Origin of the sequence: Streptomyces iranensis (assembly GCF_017874715.1) — a bacterium.
Lineage (GTDB): Bacteria > Actinomycetota > Actinomycetes > Streptomycetales > Streptomycetaceae > Streptomyces > Streptomyces iranensis.
Map to the genome: position 1 here is coordinate 111,595 of NZ_JAGGLR010000018.1, position 12,401 is coordinate 123,995.

Below are 12,401 nucleotides of genomic sequence, written 5' to 3' on the forward strand. Positions count from 1 at the left end.
GTCTTCTTCTGGGGTGTGGGGGCCTGGCCGCCGATGGGCCGGCGGGCTCGCGAGACTCCCCTGCCCTCGTATCTACGGACCCTAACGCGCTGGTCGGCGGGCGCCATCCCGCATCAGGAACTGTTCGCTCTGAGCGCATGTCCCGGCACCGGACCGGCGTCGCGGAACACGAACGGGCCCGGACGCGTGCAGACGTTCGGGCCCGTTCGTACGGGCTGTGGAGCGGACCGGGATCAGCTCTCGGCCTTGTCCTGCTTCTCCTCGGACTCCGCGGGCGCCTCGACGGCCTCCGCCTCGACCTCGGCGGGCTCCTCGGCGGTCTCGGAGGTGGCCTCGACCGTCTCGCCGGTCTCGTCCTCCTCGTCGTCCAGGTCCACGGTCTCGCCCTTGTCGTCGACGACCTTGGCGGCCTCGACGACCACGGCCAGCGCCTTGCCGCGGGCGACCTCGCCGACGAGCATCGGCACCTGGCCGCCCTCGACGACGGCCTGGGCGAACTGGTCCGGGCTCATGCCGGAGGACTGCGCACGGCGCATGAGGTGCTCGGTGAGCTCCTCCTGGCCGACGGACAGCTGCTCCTTGTTGACCAGCTCGTCGAGGACGAACTGGGTCCGGATGCCCTTCTCGGCCTGCTCCTTGAGCTCGGCGTCGAACTCCTCGGCGGTCTTGCCCTGCATCTCCAGGTAAGAGTCGAGGTTGAGGCCCATCTGGCCCAGCTGGTGGTGCTCGAGGTTGTGCTTACGGGTGTTGATCTCGTCCTGGAGGAGCTTCTCCGGGACCGGCACCTCGACCAGCTCCAGCAGGGCGTCCAGCACCTTCTCCTGGGCCTGGGTGGCCTGCTCGAACTTCTTCGACTGCTCCAGGCGCTTACGGCTGTCGCCGCGGAGCTCCTCGAGGGTGTCGAACTCGCTGGCCAGCTGGGCGAAGTCATCGTCGAGCTCGGGCAGCTCACGGGCCTTGACCTCGGAGACCTTGACCGAGACCTCGGCCTCCTTGCCCTGGGCGGAGCCGCCCTTGAGCTCGGAGGCGAAGGTGGCCTCGACACCCGCCTCCAGGCCGGTCACGGCCTCGTCGATGCCGTCCAGCAGCTCGCCCGAGCCGATGGTGTAGGTGACGCCGGTGGCGACGCCGTCCTCCAGGACCTCGCCGTCCACCTTGGCCTCGAGGTCGATCACGACGATGTCGCCGTCGGCGGCGGCGCGCTCCACCGGGCTGGTGGTGGCGAAGCGCTCCCGCAGCTGCTCGACGGACTTGTCGATGTCCTCGTCCGAGACCTCGACGGAGTCGACGGTGACCTCGATGCCGGAGTAGTCCGGGATCTCGATCGCCGGGCGGATGTCCACCTCGGCGGTGAAGGTCAGCAGCTCGTTGTCCTTGAGCTCGGTGATGTCGACCTCGGGCTGGCCGAGCGGGTTCAGCTCACCCTCGTTGACCGCGTCGGTGTAGAACTTCGGGAGCGCCTCGTTGACGGCCTCTTCCAGCACGGCGCCACGACCGAACCGCTGGTCGATGATGCGGGCCGGGATCTTGCCCTTGCGGAACCCAGGCACCGTGACCTGCTGGTTGATCTTCTTGTACGCCGCGTCGAGGCTGGGCTTGAGCTCCTCGAAGGGCACCTCGACAGTGAGCCGAACCCGGGTCGGGTTCAGGTTCTCCACGGCGCTCTTCACGGTTCGGTCTCCTTGGGGGCTGACGTGTGGTGTTCAGCTGCGGTGCGCTGTCGCGTCGCAGCGGATTCGCGTCCGGTTAAAAAGACACAGACGCGCAGCTTGCATAGTAACCGCAAGCATGACGGGCCCCACAACGCGATCTTGACGTCTGTGGATGGTCGGGGTGGCCGGATTCGAACCGACGACCTTCCGCTCCCAAAGCGGACGCGCTACCAAGCTGCGCCACACCCCGTCGGTGCGACACGTAGGGTACATGCCCGCGGACGCCCCGGCTGCCGGTTATTCGACTGGTGGGCAAGGGTGTGCGGGGAACGGTCGGGAACCGCTACGATGCATGCCGTGCCGCGATCCGGGCGATCATGCCTGGGCGGAGGTGTCCGGGAGACCGGTCCATCCGTGTACGCGGCGTGTGCGGGCGTAGCTCAATGGTAGAGCCCCAGTCTTCCAAACTGGCTACGCGGGTTCGATTCCCGTCGCCCGCTCCACGGCTTTCGGCCCGGCCCGGGGAGTTCCCCGGAGCCGGGCCGTTCGCTTTTGCGCACACTCGCGCGTCCGGGCACCCGCTCCGCGGGACGCGGGGGCGGATGCCTCGGGAGCCGGTGCCAGGGGTCGGCGATCAGGGGTTGATGTCGGCGATGGCCTCGGCGGCCGAGTCGAGGAACTTCTGGATGTCCGGCGCGACATTGGACGAGGCGAGCAGGAACCCGAAGAGGATCGCGACCAGGGCCGGTCCCCACTTGACCCGGCCATTGCGGATCATGAACACCAGGATGATGCCCACCAGCAGTACCAATGACAGGGAAATGGCCACAACATCCCACCCTCGGTCGCACACGTCTCACAGGCCCCGGAAGCACGCGACCCCGCACACCCCCGCAGCCACCATCGTGCCATCAACTCCCGCCGCTCAGCAGTGGGGTGGAGCGATAAACGGTCACATGTGCACACGACACCCACCCTGCCGGTACCCGTCCGGTAACCGTTCATTCAAAGGGTTACGGGTGACGCTCCCCACAACTCGGCGAGCCGCCCGAGCGGTGAATTCCGATCACCCCGGATGATCTCGGGCAGGAATTCGGAATTCACTCGGCGGTCACTCGGCAGGGTGACAAAACATCAATGAATCAGACATTCCGCCAGAGCCTCCTGCGGGGCATATGCCCCAATTAATCAGGATGAAAGCCATCAGAACGGACAGTCTGCGCCCGGATATCGAATGATCACATCGCTTTGTCGACCCCTCGATCGACTTACCGGGGTCGACTATCGGCCGCGATACGAAGGCTATGAACGGAAAGCAAACAGAACGAGGTTTTACGCAATACAGGTTTCGGCGCTATCGTGCCTCAGATGTTTCACGCTGCCATGACTCCCCCACGCGCAGTGAGGTGCCGGGTCGTCTCCCCCAGTTCCTGGTGGGAGGGCCTGTGACCAACTCCCTGCGCCCGCACGGTTATCAGCGGACCCCGCTCCCCCAGGAGGCGGCGCCCACTCCCCCCTCGCCGCGGGCCGAAGAACCAGGGCAGCAGGCGACCACCCCGCCAGCCGCCTCCCCCGCCGGGCAGAAGCCCAAACAGCGGGACGCGTTCTTCGACAACGCGAAGTACCTCGCGATCGTGCTGGTCGCGATGGCCCACTCCTGGGAGCCGCTCACCGACAGCAGCCGCACCGCGGAAGCGCTGTACATGGTCGTGTACACCTTCCACATGCCGGCCTTCATCGTGATCTCCGGCTACTTCTCACGCAGCTTCGACATGCGGCCGGACCGGCTCAAGCGTCTGATCACCGGCATCGCGGTGCCCTATGTGATCTTCGAGGTCGCGTACACGCTGTTCAAGCGCTGGGCGGACGACGACCCGACGTACGACTTCAGCCTGCTGGACCCCTGGTACCTCACCTGGTTCCTGGTCTCGCTGTTCGTATGGCGGCTGACCACTCCGATCTGGAAGCTTGTGCGCTGGCCGATCCCGCTCGCGCTCGCCGTCGCCACGCTCGCGGCGGTCTCGCCCGACATCGGCGACGACCTGGACATGCAGCGGCTGCTGCAGTTCCTGCCGTTCTTCATCCTCGGCCTGTGCATGAAGCCCGAGCACTTCCAGATGATCCGCCGCCGCTCGGTGCGGATCGCGTCGGTGCCGATCTTCGCGTGTGCCCTCGTGTTCGCCTACTGGGCGGCACCGCGGATGAGCTCGGCGTGGTTCTACCACCGCGACAGCGTCCAGGAGCTGGGGGCGCCGCCGTGGACCGGCCCGGTGATGACGCTCGCCCTCTTCGGCTGCTCGGTCGTGCTCGTCAGCTGTTTCTTCGCCTGGGTGCCGCGGCGCCACATGTGGTTCACGGTGCTGGGCGCCGGGACGCTGTACGGCTATCTGCTGCACGGCTTCCTGGCCAAGGGCTCCCGGTTCTGGGGCTGGTTCGACGAGTACCAGTGGCTGCACAAGCCGCTGGGGGAGATCGCGGTCACGATCATCGCCGCCACCGTGGTCACCGCGTTGTGCACACCTCCCATCCAGCGCGCCTTCCGCTTCGCCATGGAGCCGAAGATGGCCTGGGCCTTCCGTAAGGACCCCGCCGAACAGGCGCGCAGCCGTACGAAGACGGCGGCCTAGCGCGCCAACGGCCGCCACGACGCGAAGGGCTGGACCGCGGATCCCCACGGGCCAGCCCTTTCTCGGCTCTTCCATGGCTCTTCCATGGCTCTTCCATCGCACTTGCATGGCTCTTCTACGGCTCTTCTACGGCCCTTCTACGGCTCAAGGCAGCACCGCACGTGCCCGGCGGTCGGCGAACCAGATGAGCGGCCCATCAGGCCCCCTCCACGGCCCAGGCGCCCGCGAGGGCGGGGTCCCGAGGCGGGCGCGGCGCAACGCGGTGAGCCTGTTCTCACTCATTCCGGTGATTTCCCTACCGGCGGCCGCGAGGCGCCCTTACTGGCGGCAGATCAGCAGCAGGGCGCGGTCGTCGTTGACGTCCTTCGCGACCGTCTCGATCAGATGCCAGGCCGCACCGTGGAAGCCGGAGCCGACATAGCGGTCCGCCTCGCCGGTGAGGCGGTCGATGCCCTCGCTGATGTCCCGGTCGGCGGTCTCCACGAGGCCGTCGGTGAAGAGCATCAGGACGTCGCCGGGCCGCAGCGTGCCCTTGGTGGGGTCGAATTGGGCGCCGTCGTAGACGCCCAGCAGCGGGCCATCGGCGGACTTCTCCTCCCACTTGCCGGTGCCCGCGCTCAGCTGGAGCGCGGGCAGATGTCCGGCGGAGAAGAGCTCGAAGTCGCCGCTGTCGAGGTCGAGGACGAGATGGATGGAGGTCGCGAAGCCCTCGTCCCAGTCCTGGCGCAGGAGATAGCCGTTGGCGGCCGGGAGGAAGCCGTGCGGGGGCAGGGAGCCGAGGAGGCCGCCGAAGGCGCCGGAGAGCAGCAGGGCGCGCGAGGCGGCGTCCATGCCCTTGCCGGAGACGTCGGTGAGGACGACTTCGAGGGTGCGGCCGCCGCCGGTGCGGGCGGCCACGACGAAGTCACCGGAGAAGGACTGCCCGCCGGCCGGGCGCAGCGCCATCTCGCGGTGCCAGCCGCGCGGCAGGTTGGGCAGCTTGCTCTGGACGCGGATGCGCTCGCGCAGGTCGAAGAGCATGGTGCCGCCGCGCCGCCAGGGCACTCCGACGCGGCTGCGGAACTGTGCGATCAGCAGGCCGAAGAAGCCGACGGCGGCGACGACCAGGATGGTGCCGGGAGTGACCCGGGAGGAGGCGTCCTCCTCGGTGTACGGGCCGAGCACGGCGGACTCCACGATCAGGGCCGTGGCGGCCGCCGCGTACAGGGCGAGCAGACTGGCGGGGCGCAGCAACAGCCCGCCCGCGACGATGGGCAGGACGAGGGCGGACGGGGAGCACCAGTCGGGCTGGGCGATGGTGCCTCCGGCGATGGCGGGGACGCCGAGCAGCAGCGCGGTCAGGGCGAGCCGGTCGGAGCCCTCACCACGGAAGTAGTCCACTCCGGCTTTGCGCACGCCTGTGCGAGCCCGGTGCAGAACTCTGCGCATCCGGGCCCACGGAGTGTCCACGCCGCCAGTCATTGCATCGGGACCCTACCCACCCGTTCGGACGCGCGTCGATTCGTGGCGCGTTGAACCACCCAGCCAGGGGGGCAATCGTAAGCGAAATTCGTTCGCGTGTACGGGAAACGGCTGCTAGGGATGGGAATATGAGGACTGAGCTGCGTGTGCTCGACCCATCGGTTTGGGATGATTGGTACGCAAAACTGGTACTCGCATTCGGAGGAGTTCCCGAAGCGCCGGAGGAATCCGCGCTCTGGCGGGAGTTGACCGAATGCGAGCGCTCGGTCGGCGCCTGGGACGGCGCCGACATCGTCGGCACGGCGGGGCTGTTCAGCTTCCGGCTGTCGGTCCCGGGCGGCGGCATCGTCCCGGCGGCCGGGGTCACGATGGTGAGCGTGCAGGCCACCCACCGGCGGCGCGGGGTGCTCCGGGCCATGATGCGGCGGCAGTTGGACGACATCCGCGCGGCGGGCGATGAGCCGCTGGCCGTTCTGACCGCGTCGGAACCGGACATCTACGGACGGTTCGGCTATGGCGCGGCCACTCAGAACGCCTCCGCCGAGATCGACACCACTCAGGTGCGGCTGACCGTCCCCGAAGGCGCCGACGACGTACGGCTGCGCGCCGTGCCCCTGGAGTCCGCCGCCGAGGCGTGCGAGGCCGTCTACGCCCGGCGGGTGCGCACCCGGCCGGGCATGCTGGAGCGGATCCCCGGCTGGGAGCGGGTGCCGCTGCTGGACCCGCCGGGCGACCGCGAGGGGGCGTCCCCGCTGCGCTGTGTGCTGGCCGAGTCGGGCGGCGAGGTCAGCGGCTATGCGCGGTTCGCGGTCAAGCCCGACTGGGATCTGGCCGGGCCGAAGGGCACGGTCCTCCTGCGCGACCTGGAGGCCCTGGATCCGGCGTCCTACGCGGCGCTGTGGCGCTTCCTCTTCGACCTCGACCTGACCTCGGTGATCCGGACCGGCTCCCGTCCGGTCGACGATCCCTGGCAGCTCCTGGTCTCGGACATCCGGCGGTGCGCCGTAAGGCTGCGCGACTCGCTGTACGTCCGCCTGGTGGACGTGGGGGCCGCGCTCGAGGCGCGGACGTACACCACGCCCGTGGAGACCGTCCTGGAGGTCACGGACCCCTTCTGCCCCTGGAACGAGGGGCGCTGGCGGCTGAGCGGCGACGCCAAGGGCGCCTCCTGCGAGCGCACGGACGACGCCCCCGATCTCCGGCTGGGCGTGCGGGAGCTGGGAGCGGCGTATCTCGGCGGCGTCTCGCTGACCGCGCTGGCGGGTGCGGGGCGCGTCCAGGAGGCCCGTCAGGGCGCCCTTACGGAGGTCACGACCGCGTTCGCGACCCCGGTCGCCCCGTGGCTGCCCCACGGCTTCTGAGGGCTCAGGTTCTGAGAGCTCAGGTTCTGAGAGCTCAGATTCTGAGAGCTCAGATTCTGAGAGCTCAGGCTCTCTGGCAGTCAGGGCACCAGAAGAGATTGCGGGCGGCGAGATCGGCGGCGCGGATCTCGCCACCACAGATGTGGCAGGGCTGTCCGGCGCGCCGGTAGACATAGACCTCGCCGCCGTGGTCGTCCACGCGCGGCGGGCGGCCCATCGCCTCGGGGGTGTGCTCGGGGCGGACCGTGTCGATCCGGTTGTTCCGCACCCCCTCGCGCATCAGCGCCACCAGATCGGCCCATATCGCGTCCCATTCGGCGCGGGTCAGCGCACGGCCGGGCCGGTAGGGGTCGATCCCGTGCCGGAAGAGCACCTCGGCGCGGTAGACGTTCCCGACCCCGGAGATCACCTTCTGGTCCATGAGCAGCGCGGCCACGCTGACCCGGCTGCGGGAGATCCGGGCCCAGGCCCGCTCGCCGTCGTCCGCCGGGCGCAGCGGATCGGGGCCCAGCCGGTCGTGGATCACCTGCTTCTCCCCGTCCGTGATCAGGGCGCAGGCGGCCGGGCCGCGCAGATCCGCGTATCCCTCGGGGTTGGCCAGCCGCAGCCGGACGGTGTCGGTGGGCGGCGGGGCCGGGGCCGGGCCGAAGGCGTACGTACCGAAGAGCCCCAGGTGGACATGGACCCAGCCGGTGGCCGCGAAGTCCAGGAAGAGGTGCTTGCCGTGCGCCTCGGCGTGGCGCAGCGGCTGGGCGTCGATCAGCCCGGCGCCGTCGGCGAACTTCCCCTGTGGGCTGGTGGCCCGGACGGGCCGGCCGCCGAAGGTCTCGAGGTGGTCGGCGGCCAGCCGGTGGATGGTGTGCCCTTCGGGCATCAGTCGCCTTGCGGGTGGTGGGCCGGGATGGGCGGCAGCTCGCCGGTGGTCTCGTAACCGTTGAGCATCTCGATACGGCGGGTGTGCCGCTCCTCGCCCGAATACGGGGTGTTCAGGAAGATCTCGACAAATTTGGTGGCCTCGTCCTGGGTGTGCATCCGGGCGCCGACGCTGATCACATTGGCGTCGTTGTGCTCACGGCCGAGGGCCGCGGTCTCCTCGCTCCAGGCCAGTGCCGCGCGCACCCCCTTGACCTTGTTCGCCGCGATCTGCTCACCATTGCCGGATCCGCCGATGACGATGCCGAGGCTGCGCGGGTCGGCGGCGGTCCGCTCCGCGGCGCGCAGGCAGAACGGCGGGTAGTCGTCCTGGGCGTCGTAGATGTGCGGGCCGCAGTCGACGGGCTCATGGCCGGCCGCCTTGAGCCACTCCACGAGGTGGTTCTTGAGTTCGAAACCGGCATGGTCGGAGCCGAGGTACACGCGCATGTACCGAGTGTGTCATGGCCGTGTGGTCCTCGCCGCCCAGGGTAGGCATCGCATAAATCCCTGTAATGCCAAAGAACCTCATGAAAACCTCAAGTAACAATCTGGATTCAAAGGTTCTACTGGCCGACCTCCTGAGATTCACTGGCGTCGCTCGTAACGCGAGAGCAAAGGAATCGAGCACATGAGCGCACAACCTGCGACCACGCCGGAGCAGCAGCGGCCCCCCGGCGACCCGGGCTCGCCCGACGGCCTCAAGGCGGGACTCAAGAACCGCCATCTTTCGATGATCGCGATCGGCGGCGTGATCGGCGCCGGCCTCTTCGTCGGCTCCAGTGCGGGTATCGCCAAGGCCGGCCCCGGCATTCTCGTCTCGTATGCGCTGGTCGGCCTCATGGTCGTCTTCGTCATGCGGATGCTCGGCGAGATGTCCGCCGCCAATCCCACCTCCGGCTCCTTCTCCGCCTACGCCGACCGGGCCCTCGGCCGCTGGGCCGGTTTCTCCATCGGCTGGCTGTACTGGTTCTTCTGGGTCGTGGTGCTGGCGGTCGAGGCCACCGCCGGCGCCAAGATCCTGGAGGGCTGGTGGCCGGCCGTCCCGCAGTGGGGCTGGGCGCTGATCGTGATGCTGGTGCTCACCGCGACCAACCTGGTCTCGGTCGGCTCCTACGGTGAGTTCGAGTTCTGGTTCGCCGGGATCAAGGTCGTGGCGATCGGCGCGTTCATCGTGGTCGGCGGGCTCGCGGTGTTCGGGCTGCTGCCGCATTCGAACAACGAGGGCGCGGGCCTGGCCCACCTCAGCGACCACGGCGGCTTCCTGCCGAACGGGCCCGGCGCCATCCTCACCGGTGTGCTGCTGGTGGTCTTCTCCTTCATGGGCAGCGAGATCGTCACCCTCGCGGCCGGTGAGTCCGAGGACCCGCAGCGGGCGGTCACCAAGGCCACCAACAGCGTGATCTGGCGTATCGCGGTCTTCTACCTGGGCTCAATATTCGTCGTGGTCACCCTGCTGCCCTGGGACTCCAAGGCGATCGCCGACAAGGGCAGCTATGTCGCGGCGCTCGACTCGGTCGGCATACCGCACGCCGGCGACATCATGAACGTGATCGTGCTGACCGCCGTGCTCTCGTGTCTGAACTCCGGCCTCTACACCGCCTCCCGCATGGCCTTCTCGCTCGGCCGGCGCGGCGACGCCCCGGCCGCCTTCGCCCGCACCAACTCCCGCGGCGTCCCGCAGGCCGCGATCCTCGGCTCGGTCGTCTTCGGCTTCGTCGCGGTGTGGTTCAACTACCAGTGGCCGGACACCGTCTTCACCTTCCTGCTGAACTCCTCGGGTGCGGTCGCGCTCTTCGTATGGCTGGTGATCTGCTTCAGCCAGCTGCGGATGCGCGGGATGATCCTGCGCGAGAGCCCCGAGAAGCTGATCGTCCGGATGTGGCTCTTCCCGTACCTGACCTGGGCGACGATCGCGATGATCTCGTTCGTCCTGGTCTACATGCTCACCGACAAGGACGGGCGCGAGCAGGTGATCCTCTCCGCGCTGGTGGCCGTGCTCGTGGTGGCCCTCGCCCTGGTCAAGGACCGCCTCACCGCCGGCCGCGGCCCCGCCCCGGCCGCCTCCTCGGAACCCGCTCCCAAGGAGCGGGCGGCCCCGTAGGAACCGCGCTCCGCTGATTCTGATTCCCCTGTGCCCCTGGGTGGCGGCTGCTACATCGCCGCCCGGGGGCACAGCCGGGTCTGTCGTGTCTGTCGTGTCTGTGGGCGCATCGGGCCCACAGAGCTCAGACGACGCGCGGAAGGACCCGCTCCGCGAAGCGCCGGACCGCGTCCAGCACTCCCATCCCCCGGTGCCCGACGCCGGGCACGATGTCGAGGGTGACGTCGATGCCCAGCTCGGTGTAGTTGTCCCGCAGCGCGCTGATGCGCTCCACGCGGGTGTGCCCGACGGCGTCGGCGCCGTCCATCCAGTTGGAGTCGCCGGGGTTGTTGATCTCCCAGGTCTCGGTGTCCTCCGCCCCGACCACCATGTGCACGGGCACCTTACGGATGTCCTGGAGTCGCAACGGGGTCCCGAAGCGCTGCTCGAACCCCTTCGTACCCAGCCACCACTCGCGGTCCGAGTCGATCAGCGTGACCCGGCCCGGCGCGCCGATGGACACTCCGCACAGCCGGTCGGGGTGCAGATACAGGAAGCGGTGCGCGAACTGCCCGCCGCCCGAGAAGCCCTGGAGCAGAAAGCGCTCGGTGTCGATGTGGAACCGCTCCCCCGCCTCGGCCACGATCGCGAGCAGCTGCTCGTCGTAGCGGATGCCGCGGTACTCGATGAACTTGAAGTTGTGCAGGTCCTCCGGGTCCTCGATGCCCGCCGGGAACATCGGGGTGAGCACGACGCAGCCGTGCCGCTCGGAGAACTCGGCCATCGCGTCCCGGTACTGGGACGCGGTGCGCCCGGTGCCGTGCTGGATCACCATGAGCGGCAGCGGGGTGTCGGCGGTCTCGTGGACGGACGGGATGTGCAGGCCGTACGAGAACCGCTGGTCGTGCCGGGAGGCGAACCAGGTGGTGGAGCCGGTGCGGTAGAACGCCTTGGTGGTCTTGACGCGGGGGGTGGTCACGTATCGCTTCCTTCTGCCGTCGCGGGTGCCGCCACGATCCGCAACGGTCGGCGCACGCTCAAGATGATTGCCGCCTGAGCGTCAATACCTCCGCCGACATTTCCCTCAACGCTCTGTCATCGGTGCAGCGCGGAGAGCAGGTCGACTCCGAGGTTGCGCACCGCCGCCTCGTCCAGCTGGTAGTGCACCCGCGCCCCCTCCCGGTGGGTGTGCACCATTCCGGCCTCCCGCAGCTTGCGCAGATGCCGCGACATCTGCGGCGGCGTCATCTCGAACTGGGTGGCCAGCTCCGTCGTCGTCATCGACTGCCGCAGCAGCGCCCGGCACATCCGGATGCGCAGCGGCTCGTCCAGCGCCCGCAGCCCGCGCATCACCACGTCCAGGGCGGTCGGCTCCGCGCCCGCCCCGTCGCGCACCGGGTACTGCACCACGACCGGGTAGCCGGGGTAGTGCTTGATCGCGAGATGCGGGTTGATGTGCAGCGACGGCACCAGCAGACAGGGGCCGTCGGCGAGGCTGGCCCGCGCGTTGTAGAGCTTGTCGAAGACCACCCGGGGCGGGTCCTGCTCCATACGGGCGGTGGGGAATCCGGCCAGCACCGCCGCCCCGTAGCGGGAGTGTTCATGGGAGCGGACCCGGGCGTCGGCCTCCAGGGCGGGGCGCAGCCGCGTCCACTCCGCCTCGAAGACCTCCTCGGCCACGGCGGACAGGAAGGCGAGGAGGCCGTCCCGGAATCCGGCCGGATCGGCCAGCAGCCGCAGCCCCAGGGCGAATCGGCGCTCGGAGAGCTGCCGCAGCCGGGCCAGGAAGCGCTCCGGCGAGCGGCCGCCGCGCCGGGAGCCGGAGCCCGGACCGTGGCCGGACCCCAGGGCGTGGCCGGAGCCCGGACCATGACCGGGCCCCGGGCCGTGGCCGTTCTTGCCGACGAGCGCCTGCTCGGTCATGGTCGCGAACGTCTCCTCGTCCAGCCGCGCCACCTCCGCCAGCTCCTCCTCCAGCTCGCGCTCCGGGCCCTGGGTGAGGGGCAGCAGATAGCGGGCGCGGAAGGCGCCCCACAGCGGCGCCCATCCGCCGGCCCGCTCCAGCAGCCGCTCGTCCGCGCCCTGCAGGACCGCACCCACCCAGCGCCTGCTGGCCGGATGGTGGCGTGGCCCGTCCAGCGCGTGCAGACAGGCGCACAGCTCGGCGAGCGGGGACAGACGGGTGCTGATGCGGTGCTCAGGGGCGGACCCCAGCTCGATCACGACGGGCATCCGGGCAGCGTCGGCCATTGATGCCTTCGAGTCAATCGTCTTGTCCGGGCCGCCGGCGGAGGCGCAAGCTCCA

At 69.3% G+C, this 12,401-nt stretch carries 10 protein-coding genes and 2 tRNA genes; 4 read left to right on the top strand and 8 right to left on the bottom strand.

Going from position 1 to position 12,401, the window contains the following annotated elements:
* Nucleotides 1-233: 233 nt before the first annotated feature.
* Both tig and J2Z30_RS30720 read right to left on the bottom strand, forming a co-directional pair.
* The gene (gene tig / locus J2Z30_RS30715; protein ID WP_044575263.1) at nucleotides 234-1,670 is read right to left on the bottom strand and encodes a trigger factor; all 1,437 of its coding nucleotides are present in this window, start codon (nucleotides 1,668-1,670) and stop codon (nucleotides 234-236) included.
* A gap of 155 nt (nucleotides 1,671-1,825) precedes the next feature.
* A tRNA-Pro gene (locus J2Z30_RS30720) sits at nucleotides 1,826-1,902 on the bottom strand.
* Nucleotides 1,903-2,081: 179 nt separating this feature from the next.
* On the opposite strand from J2Z30_RS30720, the gene J2Z30_RS30725 reads away from it, so the two are divergent.
* Nucleotides 2,082-2,155, top strand: a tRNA-Gly gene (locus J2Z30_RS30725).
* Nucleotides 2,156-2,286: 131 nt separating this feature from the next.
* On the opposite strand, the gene J2Z30_RS30730 is transcribed toward J2Z30_RS30725, so the two are convergent.
* A complete protein-coding gene (locus J2Z30_RS30730; protein ID WP_037945927.1) occupies nucleotides 2,287-2,481 on the bottom strand; it encodes a hypothetical protein in 195 nt (64 codons plus the stop codon).
* Between the two features lie 616 nt (nucleotides 2,482-3,097).
* Between J2Z30_RS30730 and J2Z30_RS30735 the strand changes: the two genes are divergently transcribed.
* Entirely contained in the window at nucleotides 3,098-4,279 is a 1,182-nt protein-coding gene (locus tag J2Z30_RS30735; protein WP_044575255.1) for an acyltransferase family protein, read from the top strand.
* A 318-nt stretch (nucleotides 4,280-4,597) separates the two neighbouring features.
* Here J2Z30_RS30735 and J2Z30_RS30740 read toward each other — a convergent pair whose 3' ends face one another.
* Entirely contained in the window at nucleotides 4,598-5,740 is a 1,143-nt protein-coding gene (locus J2Z30_RS30740) for a PP2C family protein-serine/threonine phosphatase (protein ID WP_044575252.1), read from the bottom strand.
* 128 nt (nucleotides 5,741-5,868) lie between these two features.
* On the opposite strand from J2Z30_RS30740, the gene J2Z30_RS30745 reads away from it, so the two are divergent.
* Nucleotides 5,869-7,101, top strand: a complete 1,233-nt coding sequence (locus tag J2Z30_RS30745; protein ID WP_044575249.1) for a GNAT family N-acetyltransferase — start codon at nucleotides 5,869-5,871, stop codon at nucleotides 7,099-7,101.
* Nucleotides 7,102-7,165: 64 nt separating this feature from the next.
* Here J2Z30_RS30745 and J2Z30_RS30750 read toward each other — a convergent pair whose 3' ends face one another.
* Complete coding sequence (locus J2Z30_RS30750) at nucleotides 7,166-7,975, bottom strand: Fpg/Nei family DNA glycosylase (RefSeq protein ID WP_044575246.1); 810 nt, start codon at nucleotides 7,973-7,975, stop codon at nucleotides 7,166-7,168.
* Nucleotides 7,975-8,463, bottom strand: a complete 489-nt coding sequence (locus J2Z30_RS30755; protein ID WP_044575243.1) for a ribose-5-phosphate isomerase — start codon at nucleotides 8,461-8,463, stop codon at nucleotides 7,975-7,977. Before J2Z30_RS30755 ends, J2Z30_RS30750 begins: the two co-directional genes overlap by 1 nt.
* A 181-nt stretch (nucleotides 8,464-8,644) precedes the next feature.
* Between J2Z30_RS30755 and J2Z30_RS30760 the strand changes: the two genes are divergently transcribed.
* On the top strand, nucleotides 8,645-10,117 hold the full coding sequence (locus tag J2Z30_RS30760) for an amino acid permease (RefSeq protein WP_044575240.1): 1,473 nt from the start codon (nucleotides 8,645-8,647) through the stop codon (nucleotides 10,115-10,117).
* Between the two features lie 124 nt (nucleotides 10,118-10,241).
* On the opposite strand, the gene J2Z30_RS30765 is transcribed toward J2Z30_RS30760, so the two are convergent.
* Together J2Z30_RS30765 and J2Z30_RS30770 are read right to left on the bottom strand one after the other, a co-directional pair.
* A complete protein-coding gene (locus tag J2Z30_RS30765; protein ID WP_044575237.1) occupies nucleotides 10,242-11,075 on the bottom strand; it encodes a hydrolase in 834 nt (277 codons plus the stop codon).
* A gap of 116 nt (nucleotides 11,076-11,191) precedes the next feature.
* A complete protein-coding gene (locus J2Z30_RS30770) occupies nucleotides 11,192-12,328 on the bottom strand; it encodes a DUF5937 family protein (RefSeq protein WP_044581934.1) in 1,137 nt (378 codons plus the stop codon).
* Nucleotides 12,329-12,401 lie beyond the last annotated feature (73 nt).